Source organism: Pseudomonas sp. BN606, from assembly GCF_029873115.1.
In the GTDB taxonomy this organism is placed as follows: Bacteria; Pseudomonadota; Gammaproteobacteria; order Pseudomonadales; family Pseudomonadaceae; genus Metapseudomonas.
This window is the reverse complement of the sequence record NZ_SSOF01000052.1, coordinates 120,059-135,650: the sequence shown is the minus strand read 5'-3', so window position 1 is coordinate 135,650 and position 15,592 is coordinate 120,059. Positions and strand designations below refer to the sequence as shown.

14 protein-coding genes, 1 tRNA gene and 1 pseudogene are annotated in these 15,592 nt (G+C 63.4%); 9 read left to right on the top strand and 7 right to left on the bottom strand.

What is annotated here, in order from left to right; translation table 11 throughout:
• Window positions 1-6: 6 nt before the first annotated feature.
• Window positions 7-243, top strand: coding sequence for a glutaredoxin family protein (locus tag E8E75_RS08300; RefSeq protein ID WP_120651692.1), 237 nt, complete (start codon window positions 7-9; stop codon window positions 241-243).
• A gap of 3 nt (window positions 244-246) precedes the next feature.
• Here the strand turns inward: E8E75_RS08300 and E8E75_RS08295 are convergent.
• From E8E75_RS08295 to mobA, 4 genes and pseudogenes are all read right to left on the bottom strand, one after another.
• Window positions 247-560, bottom strand: a pseudogene (locus tag E8E75_RS08295) (hypothetical protein).
• A gap of 136 nt (window positions 561-696) precedes the next feature.
• Window positions 697-773 (bottom strand) — tRNA-Pro (locus E8E75_RS08290).
• Window positions 774-936: 163 nt separating this feature from the next.
• Window positions 937-1,158, bottom strand: coding sequence for a YgdI/YgdR family lipoprotein (locus E8E75_RS08285; RefSeq protein WP_120651677.1), 222 nt, complete (start codon window positions 1,156-1,158; stop codon window positions 937-939).
• A 78-nt stretch (window positions 1,159-1,236) separates the two neighbouring features.
• Entirely contained in the window at window positions 1,237-1,824 is a 588-nt protein-coding gene (gene mobA, locus E8E75_RS08280) for a molybdenum cofactor guanylyltransferase MobA (RefSeq protein WP_153921085.1), read from the bottom strand.
• Window positions 1,825-1,891: 67 nt separating this feature from the next.
• Here mobA and moaB point away from each other — a divergent pair, with 67 nt between their 5' ends.
• Together moaB and glp are read left to right on the top strand one after the other, a co-directional pair.
• Window positions 1,892-2,431: a molybdenum cofactor biosynthesis protein B gene (gene moaB, locus E8E75_RS08275; RefSeq protein WP_120651675.1), complete on the top strand. Its 540-nt coding sequence runs from the start codon at window positions 1,892-1,894 to the stop codon at window positions 2,429-2,431.
• Window positions 2,428-3,642, top strand: a complete 1,215-nt coding sequence (glp, locus tag E8E75_RS08270; RefSeq protein WP_120651674.1) for a gephyrin-like molybdotransferase Glp — start codon at window positions 2,428-2,430, stop codon at window positions 3,640-3,642. The genes moaB and glp overlap by 4 nt, the downstream gene beginning before the upstream one ends.
• 48 nt (window positions 3,643-3,690) lie before the next feature.
• On the opposite strand, the gene E8E75_RS08265 is transcribed toward glp, so the two are convergent.
• Window positions 3,691-4,713, bottom strand: a complete 1,023-nt coding sequence (locus tag E8E75_RS08265; RefSeq protein WP_120651673.1) for an AraC family transcriptional regulator — start codon at window positions 4,711-4,713, stop codon at window positions 3,691-3,693.
• Window positions 4,714-4,839: 126 nt separating this feature from the next.
• Between E8E75_RS08265 and E8E75_RS08260 the strand changes: the two genes are divergently transcribed.
• From E8E75_RS08260 to E8E75_RS08250, 3 genes are read left to right on the top strand one after another with little or no spacing between them, the layout of a single operon-like run.
• Window positions 4,840-6,435, top strand: coding sequence for an FAD-binding oxidoreductase (locus tag E8E75_RS08260; RefSeq protein WP_153921087.1), 1,596 nt, complete (start codon window positions 4,840-4,842; stop codon window positions 6,433-6,435).
• Between the two features lie 2 nt (window positions 6,436-6,437).
• Window positions 6,438-8,012 (top strand): glycerol-3-phosphate dehydrogenase/oxidase, encoded by a 1,575-nt coding sequence (locus E8E75_RS08255; protein ID WP_120651671.1) that lies wholly within the window; start codon window positions 6,438-6,440, stop codon window positions 8,010-8,012.
• Window positions 8,013-8,030: 18 nt separating this feature from the next.
• Entirely contained in the window at window positions 8,031-9,590 is a 1,560-nt protein-coding gene (locus tag E8E75_RS08250; protein ID WP_280358498.1) for an FGGY-family carbohydrate kinase, read from the top strand.
• A gap of 119 nt (window positions 9,591-9,709) precedes the next feature.
• Here E8E75_RS08250 and E8E75_RS08245 read toward each other — a convergent pair whose 3' ends face one another.
• A complete protein-coding gene (locus tag E8E75_RS08245) occupies window positions 9,710-10,408 on the bottom strand; it encodes a pirin family protein (RefSeq protein WP_120651669.1) in 699 nt (232 codons plus the stop codon).
• Between the two features lie 207 nt (window positions 10,409-10,615).
• Here E8E75_RS08245 and yegS point away from each other — a divergent pair, with 207 nt between their 5' ends.
• The 3 genes from yegS (at window position 10,616) to E8E75_RS08230 (ending at window position 13,447) form a co-directional block, all read left to right on the top strand.
• Window positions 10,616-11,515, top strand: coding sequence for a lipid kinase YegS (gene yegS / locus E8E75_RS08240; protein WP_120651668.1), 900 nt, complete (start codon window positions 10,616-10,618; stop codon window positions 11,513-11,515).
• A 133-nt stretch (window positions 11,516-11,648) separates the two neighbouring features.
• Window positions 11,649-12,575: a chemotaxis protein CheV gene (locus E8E75_RS08235; protein WP_153921089.1), complete on the top strand. Its 927-nt coding sequence runs from the start codon at window positions 11,649-11,651 to the stop codon at window positions 12,573-12,575.
• 68 nt (window positions 12,576-12,643) lie between these two features.
• Window positions 12,644-13,447, top strand: a complete 804-nt coding sequence (locus tag E8E75_RS08230; RefSeq protein WP_120651666.1) for an MOSC domain-containing protein — start codon at window positions 12,644-12,646, stop codon at window positions 13,445-13,447.
• A gap of 52 nt (window positions 13,448-13,499) precedes the next feature.
• Here the strand turns inward: E8E75_RS08230 and E8E75_RS08225 are convergent, their stop codons facing one another.
• Window positions 13,500-15,434, bottom strand: coding sequence for a transglycosylase SLT domain-containing protein (locus E8E75_RS08225; protein WP_120651665.1), 1,935 nt, complete (start codon window positions 15,432-15,434; stop codon window positions 13,500-13,502).
• Between the last annotated feature and the right edge of the window lie 158 nt (window positions 15,435-15,592).

Sequence of the window (15,592 nt, the reverse complement as noted above, 5' to 3'; positions counted from 1 at the left end):
ATCGCCATGCTTCCTGAATGCCAACTCTTCGGCACCCTCGGTTGCCACCTCTGCGAGGTAGCCGAAGGCGTGCTCATGCCTTTCGTCGAACGCGGCCTGATGGTGGAGTTGGTGGACATAGCTGACCGCGAAGAGTGGGTCGAAATCTATGGTCTGCGCATTCCGGTTCTGCGCCGTTGCGATACCGGCGGAGAGCTGGGGTGGCCCTTCGATGCGACTGCCGTAGCGGCCTTCCTGTCCTGACGGCTATTTCCTGACATAGCTCTTCCGGCCGCTTGGTGTCAGGCAGTAGTGCCCGCCACGCGGACCGATGCAGATCGTTCCGCTTCCACACAGACACTGCCCATCCTCCACCATCCGCGTGGCGCTCCCGGCTGCCGGCTGGCCAAGCATCGCGCCGCAGTTCTTTTTCGAACCGCTGATGGAACCATCATTGCAGACGAAGAGTTCGCCATCGCAACGGGCGATACCGCCTTTACTGCCGGACATGGCGTATTGGCGGCACTGACGTTCAGGGCGGAGGCAGATAGCAGGACGATGGAGAGGAGTGCAATGCGCACGACCGCTTCCCTGGCGATGGGAGAAACCGGCTGATGATAGGGCGGTGCTGGCGATTTGGCATCTGCACTGGGAAAGCTGCCAAAGAAAAATCGCAGGCAATAAAAAACCCGCCTTCAAGGCGGGTTTTTCGGGGTTTGGTCGGAGCGACTGGATTCGAACCAGCGACCTTCTCGTCCCGAACGAGACGCGCTACCAAGCTGCGCTACGCTCCGTTGTGTGGCGCGCATTCTACAGAAAAACTTTTGGCCTACAAGGGGTTAGCGAGAAATTTTTTATTTTCTCTGCATCGCGGCGCGGGAGGCTAAGAATGACGCGGGGTTGCTGCGGGAGGGTGAAGGCCCGCTTCGCTGGCAGTGCGCGAGCGGGCCGTGGGAATCAGAGTTCCTTGATGGTGCGGACCTGATCCTTGTTCACCTTGGCACGCTTGCCGTCCAATTGTTCGAACTCGTAGAAACCCGAGTCGTCGTCAAATTCGGGTTTGTCCACGGCCTGGATTTCACGCCCGTCATTCAGGGTGATCACTGTCGGCGAAGAACAGCCGGCCAGAGTGAAAAGACCCATTGCGAGCAGGAAAGCGGGGACTATCCGCTGGTTCATCGTCATCTCCTTGATGATTACGCTGGTTGTACGGAGCTTCTGACGAAGAACTTCCTGGCAAAGTTCCAGAAATCTGACTCAGTTTCCGGGGTGCGAAGGGCCTAGCAGGTCGGGTGTATTCAGGTTGGCTAGCCGTGGATCGCCTTCCGGGCAGACCACTGCGACCGGGTCCAATTGCCTGAGAATGCGCTGTGGGCTGCGCTCTCCGGCCTGCCAGCCGGCTTCCAGTATCGGCAGTACCCTACGGGGTAGCACGCAGAACAGCGGCTCCCAGAGTTCACCCTGGCGGACCATCACCGGACGCTCGCAGGCGGCGGCGAGAAGGCTGGCAATCAGCGTGTCGTCCACCTGAGGGGCGTCGCAGGGGAGTATCAGCACTTGATCGTGATGGGCCACCGCCAGACCTGCACGGATGCCGGCTAGCGGTCCCGGATAGTCCGGGCTGTCGTCCTGTACCAGTTGGTCGGCCCAGGCTGCGTATTGCTCGGCGTTGCGATTGCAGGAAATGATCAGGTCGTCGGTAAGGGGGCGGACCCGCTCGTGCAGCCAGGCGATCAGGGGGCGACCGCACCACTCGACCAGGCCCTTGTCGCGGCCGCCCAGACGCTGGCCGCGACCGCCGGAAAGCAGCAGGACGGAGCAGTGCGGCAAGGGTTGGTCGGTCATCGAAAGGTCTCCGGGGCGGCGCTGTGATATAACACCGGGCATTCACACCTACAACTGGAAGCCTGCCATGAGTCACAAGGCCGAGGCGGTGTTCGTGCCGCTCAATATCGCCGTTCTAACCGTCAGTGATACCCGCAGCCTGGAGACCGATACCTCCGGCCAGCTCTTCGTCGACCGCCTGACCGCCGCCGGGCACAACCTGGCCGCGCGCGTGCTGCTGAAGGATGACCTGTACAAGATCCGCGCCCAGGTCGCCACCTGGATCGCCGACGATCAAGTGCAGGTGGTGCTCATCACCGGCGGTACCGGTTTCACCAGCCGTGACAGCACTCCCGAAGCGGTGGCCTGCCTGCTGGACAAGCAGGTGGACGGCTTCGGCGAATACTTCCGGCAGATTTCCGTGGCAGATATCGGCACCTCGACCATGCAGTCCCGCGCGCTGGCCGGACTGGCCAACGGCACGCTCGTATGCTGCCTGCCGGGCTCGACCAATGCCTGCCGAACGGCCTGGGACGGCATCCTCGCCGAGCAACTGGATAACCGCCATCGTCCGTGTAACTTCGTACCGCACCTGACTCAGGCCAATGCTTGCGAGAGCCGCGGATGAGTGGATGCGACCATCCCGGCCTGATGCCGGTCGAGGACGCCCTGGCGCGCTTGCTGGCGTTGGCGGTGGCTGCGCCGATCGATGCGTGTGAAACCGTGGCCCTGGCTGAGGCCGACGGCCGCGTACTGGCCGAACCGCTGGTGGCCGGTCTCGACCTTCCACCGTGGGACAACAGCGCAATGGACGGTTTTGCCCTGCGTTTGGCCGACTGGCAGGGCGAGCCTCTCATAGTGAGCCAGCGCATTCTTGCCGGCAGTGCACCGGAGCCGCTGAAACCTGGCACTTGCGCGCGCATCTTCACCGGTGCGCCGCTGCCCGAAGGCGCGGACCTGGTGGAAATGCAGGAGAACGCCGAAGTCCTGCCCGATGGCAGGGTGCGTTTTCTCGAGCCGCTTAGAGCAGGGCAGAACGTCCGTCCACGCGGCCAGGAAACCCGCACTGGCGATAGCGTATTGCCCGCCGGTACGCGACTTGGCCCTATCGAAATGGGGCTGTGCGCTTCCCTGGGTGCTGCAGAGTTGCTGGTGCGCCGTCGTCCCCTCGTGGCGGTGATCTCCACCGGCGACGAACTGGTACCGCCCGGCCAGCCGCTGGGACCGGGGCAGATCTACAACAGCAACCGCAGTCTGCTGATCGCCTGGCTCAAGCGTTTGGGGTGTTCGGTCGTGGACGCCGGCATCCTCGCAGACGATCTGGAGCTGACCCGCAAGGCGCTGGCCGAGTTGGGGCAGGTGGACCTGATTCTCTCCACCGGCGGCGTTTCCGTGGGCGAGGCGGATTTCCTGGGTGAGGCGCTGCGCGAAGCGGGCGAACTAGCACTGTGGAAACTGGCGATCAAACCAGGGAAGCCCCTGACTTTCGGGCACTTCCGCGGCGTACCGGTAATCGGCTTGCCGGGTAACCCGGCATCGACGCTGGTGACTTTCGGCCTTTTGGCGCGGCCCTACTTGCTGCGTCGTCTAGGCGTCGAAGAGGTGGAGCCGCTCGGGTTCGTGGTGCCTGCCGGCTTTACCTGGAAGAAGCCGGGTAATCGTCGCGAGTACCTGCGAGCACGGCTGGAGAACGGCCGCGCGGTGATCTACCCGAACCAGAGTTCGGGTGTGTTGCGCAGTGCCGCTTGGGCAGAGGGGCTGGTGGAAGTGCTGGAAGGCACCACTTTGGCCGAGGGCGATACCTTGCGCTTTATTCCGTTGAGTGAGTTGCAGGCCTGACTGCTCTGGTTGGTCAAGTCCCTACAGGATTGATCCCCTATAGGCTGTTCACGCCTGCCTCTTCGCCTCCCGATACTCCCCTGGCGTCTGCCCGGTCCAGGTTTTGAAGCTGCGATGGAAGGAGCGGGATTCGGTGAAACCCAGGTAGCAGGCGATGTCCTGGATCGGCAGGTCGCTGCGCAGCAGGTAATGTTCGGCCAGTTCGCGGCGTAGTTCATCGAGTATCTGCTGGTAGCTGGTGCCGGCTTGCTGCAAGTGGCGCTGCAGGGTGCGGACCGTCATGTGGAATTTTTCCGCCACCCGTTCCTTACGCGGCAGGCCATCCTTGAGCAGTAGGCGCAGCGCATTCTTGACTCGCTGCGGAAGCGGCTCGTCGTCATCCAGCCCCGCCATCAGTGCCAGTGCATGTTCTTCCAGGGTACGCAGCAGGTTGGCATCGGCCTGACGTAGTGGCACGGCGAGGTATTCAAGGGGTACCAGCAGGGCATTGCAGGGCTGTTCGAAACGCACCGGGCAGCCGAATACCTCTTCATAGTCTTCGATGCGGGTCGCCTCGGGTTGGGCGTGTTCGAACCACACTTCCCTCGGCGAGCGCTGCATGTCGGCGATCCAGCGGGCGTAGAGCAGCCAGGAGGCGAGCACGTTTTCCACCATGTGGCGGCGAATGGCCGGGTCCTGGTGGCGGCAGTTCCAGATCATCCGCACCAGGTCGTCCTCGGCCTCGATGCGGCTCACGCCCATGTCGCCCACCAGCTTCTCGTAAGGCGCGATGCGGCTCATGGCCTCGCCCAGGGTGGCGCAGTTCATGGTGATGTAGCCCAGCACGCTCCAGGAACCGGGTTGCACGTAGCGCGCTGAGTGCAGGCCGAAGAGTGGGTCACCGGATTCCCGGATCAGATGGTCCAGCAGACGTTCGTGGGCTTCACTGGGCAGGCGTCGGCCGTTGTCCGCGAGGTCCTCCGGGCTGAGCCCGGCGGCAGCGAGGACGGAGGCCTGTTCCAGGCCAAGCTGTTCCGCGTGGCGCAGGTACTTGAGAAGGGCGGGAACGGAGGTATAGCCGAGGGCGTGCATGCGTTTTCTTGTTATGTCCTGATTGGCGATGGCCACTGTCCCGATCCGACAGTGACGCCTTTGGGCGGCTGGCTAGTATAGGCAGCCATCGAAGACCTACGAAATAACCCGAACAAGGAGAACGGCATGCGACGCTGGAACGGCTGGGGCGATGAGGCGACGGTGGTGGAGCTGCCGGCCAATGGAGCGGCCTTCCTGGCCGAGCGCATCAGCGCGGGCCAGCCTCTGGCTGACGCAAGTCTGCAGCAGGTGCTGGCTCGTGTACCGGCTTCGCGCCTTGTGGCACATCCGCTGATCAGCCTGGATGCCGAGACTCGCGTGCGCCACGCCCGTGGCCAAAGCCTGCCGGACTGGCTGGCAATGCGCGAGGGAGACTTCGGCCAGTTCCCAGATGGTGTGGCCTTCCCAGAAACCCCGGAGCAGATCCGCGAGCTGCTGGCCTTGGCGGCCGAACGCGACCTGATACTGATTCCCTATGGCGGCGGCACGTCGGTGGCGGGCCATATCAATCCTCAAGCCAGCGAGCGGCCGGTGCTGACGCTCTCCCTGGCGCGCATGAACCGCATGCTGGAGCTGGACGAGGAAAGCCAGATAGCCACCTTCGGCCCCGGCGCCAACGGACCGCAAGTGGAAAGCCAGCTTCGTGCCCGTGGCTACACCCTTGGTCATTTCCCGCAGTCCTGGGAGCTGTCCACCCTTGGCGGCTGGGTGGCGAGCCGTTCAAGTGGCCAGCAATCCCTGCGTTACGGGCGCATCGAGCAGCTGTTTGCCGGAGGCACGCTGGAGACCTTTGCCGGCCCCATGGAACTGCCCACCTTCCCGGCGTCGGCTGCGGGCCCGGATCTGCGCGAGATGGTGCTCGGCTCAGAAGGGCGCTTCGGGGTGATTTCCGAAGTGCGGGTGCGGGTCACTCCGCTGGCAGATCAGGAGTCCTTCTACGCGGTTTTCCTCCCCAGCTGGAGCCAGGCCCTCAAGGGTATTCGCCGCCTTGCCCAGGCGCGGGTGCCGCTGTCCATGCTGCGTCTGTCGAATGCTATCGAGACGGAAACCCAGTTGGCCCTGGCTGGCCATCCGGGGCAGATTGCTCTGCTGGAAAGGTACCTGGCGCTGCGCGGGGCGGGCGCCGGCAAATGCATGCTGACTTTCGGCGTGACTGGCAACCGCATGCAGAACGCCACATCGCTGAAGCAGGCCAGGCGCCTGTTGAAGGCCTTCGGTGGTGTATTCACCGGCACCTTGCTGGGCAAGAAGTGGGAGCACAACCGCTTCCGTTTCCCCTACCTGCGCCACGCGCTGTGGGGTGCAGGCTATGTGGTGGACACCCTGGAAACGGCCACCGACTGGGTTAACGTCGACAGTCTGCTCGGCAAGATCGAGGCCAGTCTGCGCAATGGCCTGACGGATGAGGGCGAGCGGGTCCATGTGTTCACGCACCTGTCCCACGTTTATGGCGAGGGTTCGAGCATCTACACCACCTATGTCTATCGTCCTGGTGCGAGTTACGCTGACGCCCTGGCGCGCTGGAGCAAACTCAAGCGCGTCGCCAGTGAGGTGATCGCGCAGAATCGCGGCACCATCAGCCATCAGCACGGCGTTGGCCGCGATCACGCGCCCTGGCTGCCGGCGGAGAAAGGGCCTCTGGGCATGTCCGCCCTGCGCAGCCTGGCGCAGCACTTCGACCCCGAGGGCCGTCTCGCCCCCGGCGTGCTGTTCGAGGATTGAACATGGCCGCCTGGAACGCCGGTTGGCGCGCCGCAGCCTTGCCGGAACTGGCCAGCAGGGAATGGGACCTGATCGTGGTCGGCGGCGGCATATGCGGCGCCGGAATCCTGCGGGAAGCGGCGAGGCGCGGTTGGAAATGCCTGCTGCTGGAGCAGCGGGATTTCGCCTGGGGGACGTCGAGTCGCTCCTCGAAGATGGTCCACGGCGGCTTGCGCTATATCGCCAAGGGCCAGTTCGGCCTTACCCGCGCCTCGGTGCGAGAACGCCAGCGTCTGCTGGCTGAAGCGCCGGGACTGGTGGAGCCGTTGAGTTTCGTCATGCCGCACCGCGGCAGCTTTCCGGGGCCGCGCGTATTCGGCGGTCTGCTGGCGGTCTATGACGCCCTGGCCGGGCGCCGCAACCACCTGTACTACCCGCTGCAGCAGCTGCGCTATCTGGTGCCCGGCCTGGACGAAGGCGGCCTTCAGGGCGGCACCCGTTTCTTCGATGCGGTAACCGACGACGCCCGGTTGGTAATGCGGGTGCTGGGAGAGGCCCGTGCTGAAGGCGGCGAGGCCCTGAACGGCATGCGTGTGGTGAACTTGCGACGGGAAGAAGGCAGCGTGACCGGCCTGGAGGCCGAGGACCTGGAAAGTGGTCAACGATTCACCTTCCGCAGCCGTGCGGTGGCCCAGGCCACGGGTGCCTGGGCTGATCGTCTGCGTACTGTGCAGGGCACGGAGCACATCCGTCCCTTGCGCGGCAGTCACCTACTGATTGCGGGGTGGCGTCTGCCGCTGGCCCATGCGATCAGCTTCATGCACCCCACGGACGGTCGGCCGGTATTCGTCTTCCCTTGGGAAGGGGCGACTGTGATTGGCACCACCGATCTCGATCACCGGGAAGAGCTGGACCGGGACGCACGCATCACTGAGGCGGAAGTCGACTACCTGCTGGAGGCCTGCGCCTTGCAGTTCCCCGCTGTGCGGATCGGCCGTGACGATGTGCTGTCCACCTGGGCGGGTGTTCGGCCGGTGGTGAGCGATGGCGAGGCACGGCTGAGACCGTCGGATGAGAAACGCGAGCATGTCCTCTGGATGGAGCCCGGCTGCGTCACCCTGGCCGGCGGCAAGTTGACCACCTTCCGTTTGTTGGCGCTGGAGGTGCTGCATGCCTGCGCGGGCTTCGTCGGCCGGACGCTGGAGGAGGGCGATGGCCCGGTCTTCATGCCTTGTGCAGCTCCGGACGCTGCGAGCCTGTCGCCAGCCCAGCGTCTGCGTCTGGCAGGCCGGCATGGACGAAGTGCCGCCGAGCTGGCTCGCTGGGTCGCGAAGATCGGCAATGGGCGCGTCGGAACCACGAATACGCTCTGGGCCGAACTGGCCTGGGCGGCGGAGGGTGAATTGGTCCTGCACCTGGATGACCTGTTGCTGCGCCGCACGCGCCTCGGTCTGTTGCTGCCTGAAGGTGCCCGCGCGGAGTTGCCGCGCATCCGCTCGCTGTGTCAGCCGCTGCTGGGCTGGGACGATTTCCGCTGGGCAGACGAAGAGGCGGCTTACCTGGCGCTCTGGCGTCACTGCTACAGCCTGCCCGAATAACAAGAACAAGGACGCATCGTGAGCGAAAAGAGCTATCTGCTGGCCATCGACAACGGCACCCAGAGCGTGCGCGCCCTGCTGTTCGACCTGCAAGGCAATCTGGTGGGCAAGGGCAAGGTACCGCTGGAGGCCTATTACTCCAGCCAGCCCGGCTGGGCCGAGCAGGACCCGGACTACTACTGGGACAGCCTGGGTGAAGCCTGCCGACTGTTGTGGGAATCAGTGGATATCGACCGCAGCCTGATCCGTGGTGTCTCCCTGACCACCCAGCGCGGGACAGTCATCAACGTCGACGACGAGGGCCGGCCGTTGCGTCCGGCCATTCTCTGGCTCGACCAGCGCCAGGCCGAGGTGAAGGGAAGAATCAAGGGACCATGGGGCTGGTTGTTCAAGGCGATCGGGCTGGAAGGTACGGTGGACTACTTCCGCGCCCAGGCGGAAGCCAATTGGGTAGCGCAGAACCAACCGGAGCTCTGGTCCAGGACCCACAAGGTCCTGCTGCTGTCTGGCTTTCTCAGTCACCGTTTGTGCGGTCGCTTCGTCGATTCCGTGGCATGTCAGGTCGCCTACCTGCCGTTCGACTACAAGCGCTTGCAGTGGGCGCCGTCGCGTGACTGGAAATGGCAGTCCATGCCCGTGCGCCGCGAGCAGTTGCCGGAACTCTTCAAGCCCGGCGAGCGCCTGGGTAGCATCACTGCCGAGGCCAGCCGCCATACCGGTATTCCGGAAGGTCTGCCGCTGATTGCCGCTGGGGCTGACAAGGCCTGCGAAGTAATTGGCGCTGGCGGGGTGGAGCCGAGCGTGGCCTGCCTGTCCTACGGTACGACCGCGACCATCAACACCACGCGGCGCAAGTACCTGGAAACCATTCCACTGATCCCTCCATATCCGGCGGCGATTCCCGATCACTTCAACACCGAAGTGATGATCTATCGGGGATTCTGGATGGTCAGCTGGTTCAAGCAGGAGTTCGGCCTGCGCGAAATGCAGCGGGCGAAGGAGCTGGGGGTAGAGCCCGAGGCGTTGTTCGACGAGTTGGTCAGCAGCGTGCCGCCTGGCTCCATGGGGCTGATGTTGCAGCCGTATTGGTCGCCGGGCATCCGCGAGCCGGGTCTGGAAGCGAAGGGATCGATCATCGGCTTCGGCGATGTCCATACCCGCGCGCATATCTATAGGGCCATCCTCGAAGGCCTGGCCTACGCACTTCGCCAAGGCAAGGAACAGATAGAGAAACGCTCCGGCACGGCCATCACGCGTCTGCGGGTATCAGGTGGAGGTTCCCAGAGTGATGCGGCTATGCAACTGACCGCCGACATCTTCGGCCTGCCGGCCGAGCGGCCGCACGTATACGAAACCTCGGGGCTCGGTGCGGCCATCGATTGCGCGGTGGGCCTGGGTTTGCACCCGGATTTCCCGGCGGCCATCCGTGCCATGACGCGTGTGGGCCAGGTGTTCCAGCCGGAACCGCAGGCACACCGCACCTACGAGCGGCTGTACCGGGAGGTCTACCGGGGGATGTACAAGCAGCTGCGGCCGCTGTACCGGAAGATTCGCGACATCACCGGCTACCCGGCGTAGGGCAGCCGCAGTAGCGAATTCATTCGTGAAAGGGCCGCATCGCGGCCCCCGGCTAGCTCCCTCGCCAATGAATTCACCTACACAAAGTGCTGTGTACCCATTGATGGCGATGGGGAGTGTCAGGCCACATCCACCAGGACGATTTCGCTGTCCTCGCTGGCGGTAAAGCTGAGCACTTCCACATCGTGTACTGCCACGCCATCACGGGCTTCAGCGGCAACGCCATTCACTTCGTATCGGCCCTTGGCTGCCACCAGGTAGGCCTTGCGGCCTTTCTCCAGGCGGTACTCGGCGGTCTGGCCGGCTTTCAGGGTCGCGGCGGCGAGTCGGGCATTGGCGCGGATATGCAGGGCGTCATTACCTTCGTCAATGCCGCTAGCCAGGGTGACGAAGCTACCTGCGCGCTCGCCCTTGGGGAAGGGACGGGCACCCCAGGACGGCGCGGCGCCGTACTCGGTGGGCATGATCCAGATCTGAAAGATCTTGGTGGTTTCGTCCTCGAGGTTGTACTCGCTGTGGGCGATACCGGTACCTGCGCTCATCACTTGCACGTCGCCGGCTTCGGTACGGCCCTTGTTGCCCAGGTTGTCCTGGTGGGTGATGGCACCCTCGCGGACGTAGGTGATGATTTCCATGTCCTGGTGCGGGTGCGGCGGGAAGCCGCTCTGAGGTGCGATCTCGTCGTCGTTCCACACCCGCAGTTGGCCCCAGTTCATCCGCTGGCTGTCGTAGTAGCTGGCGAAGGAAAAGTGATGACGAGCGTTTAGCCAGCCGTGGTGAGCTCCACCCAGTTCAGCGAAGGGGCGTACTTCGATCATGTTCGGTCTCCTGTCTGCTCGCGGAGGGAGTTCTCCGGGAGGAATGGGTGGCATGATCAATCATCATATAACTGTGTAAAAGCGCAATTTGTTCGCCTTTCGTATCTATTAATTCGATTTAATTGGCATTGGGTCAATCGCCAGTGACGTCACTGCGGAAGCCTTGCGGTCCTATACTCCGGCCATTCCTGATCGACGGAGGTGATCATGGGCGAGCGCAAAGCCTTGCTGATCCTGCATGGCAAGCAAGCAACGAACGACGACGTGAGGTCTGCCGTCGAAGCCCGTCGGAATGACGGGTGGGAGTTGGCGGTGCGTGTCACCTGGGAAGGCGGTGATGCCCGGCGTCTGGTCGGGGAAGCGTTGGCAGCGGGCTATCGGACCCTGATCGCAGGAGGCGGTGACGGCACCCTGCGCGAAGTGGCCGAAGCCATCGTCCAGGCCGGTAGCGATGCCAGCCTGGCGCTGCTGCCCCTGGGCACGGCCAATGATTTCGCTCGCGCCGCTGGCATACCTCTTGAGCCCGGCGATGCGCTGGCGCTGCTGGACGTCGCGCCACGAGCCATAGACCTGGGCGATGCCGACGGGCATCTGTTCCTCAACATGGTGACAGGGGGATTTGGCTCGAAAATCACTGCCAACACCTCTGAAGACCTGAAGAAGGTGCTCGGTGGAGCGGCTTATTTTCTCACGGGCCTTACCCACTTCTCCGAGGTGCACTCGGCTCTGGGCAGTTTTCGCGGCCCGGATTTCTCCTGGGAGGGAGAGTTCCTGGCTCTCGGAATCGGTAACGGGCGTCAGGCCGGCGGTGGCCACCCTTTGTGTCCGCAAGCTGTGGTGGACGATGGACTGCTGGATCTCTGCATCATCCCGGCGCCCCAGGACGTGGTGGGCACCCTGACAACTCTGCTCTCCGGCGGCATCCTCGGCCTGGAGGCGGTTTCCGTGAGCGCACGTCTGCCGTGGGTGGAGGTGGAAGCCACGGAAGGGCTGGACCTGAACCTTGATGGCGAACCGCTGGAAAGCTCGCGTCTGCGCGTTTCCGCGCGAGTTGGGGCGCTGCGGGTGCATCTGCCGGAGAGTTCTCCGCTGCTACTGACAGGCTAGGCGCCGGAGCACTGGCGCCAGGGGATTGGCTGCGGCATGATGGCGCGGTGCCATGCCTTCAGTTTTTCGGCAATTTGCCGAAACGCTGCCATGGCAGTCCTGCCCACACCGCATTCGTAGCAGAGGAAGTTCCATGGCCGGCATTCTCGACACCGTCGATCAACGCACCCAACTGGTGGGTGAAAACCGGCTGGAAATCCTGATGTTCCGCCTCAGTGGCCGCCAGCTGTTCGCCATCAACGTGTTCAAGGTGCAGGAAGTCCTGCAGTTGCCGAAGATGACGCTGATCCCGCAGCGACATCCCTTTGTGTGCGGTGTAGTAAACCTCCGAGGCCAGACACTGCCGGTGATCGACCTATCCCAGGCCATTGGCATGCGACCACTGGTACCGGATGAGCGCAGCACCATCATCGTCACCGAGTACAACCGCTCGGTACAGGCGTTCCTGGTGGGTGGCGTGGACCGCATCCTCAACCTCAACTGGGAATCCATCATGCCGCCGCCCGGAGGCGCGGGTCGCCAGCACTATCTGACGGCGATCACCAAGGTGGATGAGCAGATCGTCGAAGTCATCGACGTGGAAAAGGTGCTGGCCGAGATCGTGCCCATGAGCACACGCGTATCCGCTGATCGCCTGGGCAACCCGCTGTTGCAGATGGCTGTGGGGCGTGAGGTGCTTCTGGTGGACGATTCCAGCGTAGCTCTGACGCAACTGCAGGAGACCCTTTCGCAGCTTGGCATGCGCATGCACATGGCCAGCGATGGCCTGAAAGCATTGAAGATGCTCAAAGCCTGGGCCGACAGTGGCGAAGACATGACCGAGAAGCTGCTGATGATCTTCACCGACGCGGAAATGCCAGAGATGGATGGCTACCGCCTGACCACCGAGATTCGCAACGATCCGCGCCTGCGCGACCTCTATGTGGTCATGCACACGTCGCTGTCCGGCAGTTTCAACGATGCGATGGTGAAGAAGGTCGGCTGCGACAACTTCCTCTCCAAGTTCCAGCCCGACAGGCTGGTGGATGTGGTGATGGACCGGCTCAAGCGCGATCAATGAGCTTGAGGTGAGCGGGGTTCGCTGCGTATAAGGTGGGTTTCGCTCGAACGCTGATCAGGAAGCCGGCCATGTTGCGTCTCTCCTCCCTCTATCGATACCCCATGAAATCCGCCATTGGCGAACCCCTGCAGAAGGTCCAGGTGGACGCCTTGGGCTTGGCAGGCGACCGGCGCTGGATGCTGGTGGATGCCGAAAATGGCCGCTTCCTGACCCAGCGCGCCTTTCCCCGGATGTCCCAGCTTTCGGCACGGTGGAACGATGCCGGCGGCTTGACCCTGAGCACCGCGGGGCAGCCGACCCTGGAAGTGCTGTTGCCCGATCCCGACGGCAATCTGCGCGGTACCTTTGTCTGGGGTGCTCCGATGCATGTGCCGGACGCCGGCGATGAAGCGGCGCAATGGCTCAGCGATTTCCTCGGCAAGGCGTGCCGCCTGGTCCATGTACCAGAACACCGTGCGCGGGACATTCCAGGCAGTCTGTTGCCGGAAGAAAAGGTGGGTTTTGCCGACGGTTTCCCGCTGCTGCTGATCGGTCAGGCCTCGCTGGAAGACTTGAGCGAACGGGTAGGGCGGCCCTTGGAGATGCTGCGTTTTCGCCCGAATCTGGTGGTGGAGGGCAGCGCGGCCTATGCCGAGGACGGCTGGAAGCGCATTCGCATCGGTGGCATCGAGTTCAGTGTCGCCAAGGGCTGCAGCCGCTGCATCCTGACCACCATCGATCCGGCGACCGGAGAACGCAACGCCGACCGTGAGCCACTGACGACCCTGAAGACCTATCGCGAGCGCGAGGGCGAGGTCTACTTTGGACAGAATCTGATCAACCGCGCTACCGGGGTGCTGGAAGTGGGGATGGAGATCGAAGTCCTCGAGTAATCTGATTTCGAGCCAATGAGAAAGGGCGCCGATTGGCGCCCTTTCTCATGTCTTACTGGTCGTCGAAATATCGCTCGTGCCAATCCACCAGAGGCTGCGGAGCGTTCAGCTTGTGCCCGTAGATCACCGAGTAGGACAGCACGTTCTGCACATACTGGCGGGTTTCGTCGAAGGGAATGGTTTCCACCCAGACATCGTAGGACAAGTGGTCGGCGCCCCGCAGCCACTGGCGAACCCGGCCGGGGCCGGCGTTGTAGGCGGCCGAGGCGAGCACTCGGTTGCCGTTGAACTGGCCGTGGACCTGACTCAGGTAGGCGGCGCCGAGCTGGATGTTGACGTCGGGGTTGAACGCCTGCTTCGGCGAGCCCAGCGGAATGCCGAACTTGCGCGCGGTTTCCTTGGCGGTGCCCGGCATCAGTTGCATCAGCCCCATTGCGCCGACGCCGGAGCGCGCGTCGGCCATGAAGGCGCTTTCCTGGCGGGTGATGGCGAACACCCAGCTGGAATGCAGACCGCGAATCTTCGCTTGCTGGGTCAGTGCCGAGCGGTGGGCCATCGGGAAGCGGATATCCAGGTCATCCCAGTACTGGGCCTGGCTGATGGTGCGGATGGCCGGGAAGTACCATTGCAGGTCATAGGCGATCTTGGCCTGGGCCACCATCTCGTCGCGGTTGAACAGGCGGCTGACGTGGTACCACTCGCGGCGGCCGTTGACGATCTCGCCGCGGTCATGGAACTCCAGCGCACGGCGGATGCCTGCGGTGTTGCGCACCTTCTGCATCACCTTCGGGTCGATGGCCAGAGGCTTGTTGTTCAACTGATAGGGTGCCTGGATACGGTCGGCGGCCATGAAGCCGTAGAAGTCACGCTCTCGGGCAACCGGTTGGAACAGCGGGACCGGTTGCTGGCTCTGGGGCTGCGCCAGTTGCAGGCTGCGGGCCTGCCAGTAGCGCCAGCGGTTGGTCTTGGCCAGGTCTTCGGGCATCTGCCGGGTCAACTGGTAGGCGTCGTCCCAGCGACCCAGTCGCAGTAGCAGGCGCGCGCGCCATTCGCTGACGGTGTTGTCGCGCAGTTCGGGGTCGTAATGAGTCATGACCTTTAGTGCGCGGGAGTCGAAGCGCTTGGCCAGGGTCAGGCCGATTTCGCGGGCGATGGCCACTTTCTCTTCCTTGGAGAAGGGCAGGCGCGCTGCATAGACATCCAGCAGGCTCAGAGCCTTCTCCGGGTCCTGGCGTGCCAGGCGGCGCAAGCCGAGACCTGCGGCATCGGCCGTGTGGCGATCGGCGGGTGCGAAACGGGCAGTCTGGCTCAATATCTGCGGCTTCTGCGCCACTTCCACCATCAGCTTGCCCTGGGTGCCCAGGCGCGGCATGGTTTTCACCAAGTGGTTGGCCAGGCCATAGTTGCGGGCTTCAGCGGCCAGCTTGGCGCGCTTCCAGCGCAGCTCCTCGGTCAGTTGGCCCTCGGCGCTCCACATGCCGAACAGCACATCGCAGGCTTCGGGCTGGGACTTGCCCACCAGCCAGAGCTTCTTGGCCGAGGCATAGCCTTCTTTCTTCATTCCGTGCTTGAGCTGGTACTGGCCGAAAAGGCAGTCGAGTTCAGTGAAATTGAGCTTGGGGTCGTAGTAATTGACGAACGTCTGCCACTCGCCCCGCTCGGCCAGCCAGCGCAACCAGCGCAGCTTCATCCAGCCGGCTTGGGGAAGGTCGCCATGCTCGGCGAGGAATTTCTCTATTTCTTCGTTGCTCGCCCATTTCAGACGGGCGGTCAGCTCGTCGTATGCCAGGTAGGGCTCCAGCGGGTAGTCGCGCAGGGCATTGGCGTAGCGCTGGTAGGGGCCGGAATCACCCTTGGCCAGTGCGCGCTTGGCCTCGTCGTACATCAGCCGCTGCTGCGCGAGGGGAACCGAGGAGGCCTGAGCGACTTGCAGGCCGACCGTAGAAAGGAGCAGACAGGAAAACAGGCTGAGCAGACGACCGCGCATGACACTTCCGAGGCAGATATATCGTTGTGAATGCCCATTTCGGGGCATCGAATAGCGCCTAGCTTAGCTTCTGGGGCGGGCCGGTTAAAGCATTGCGCCAGCAAGGGAAACCGGCGGTAAAAAATGCCCGAGAGACGGTGTGGCAAGTCGGGTAGAAT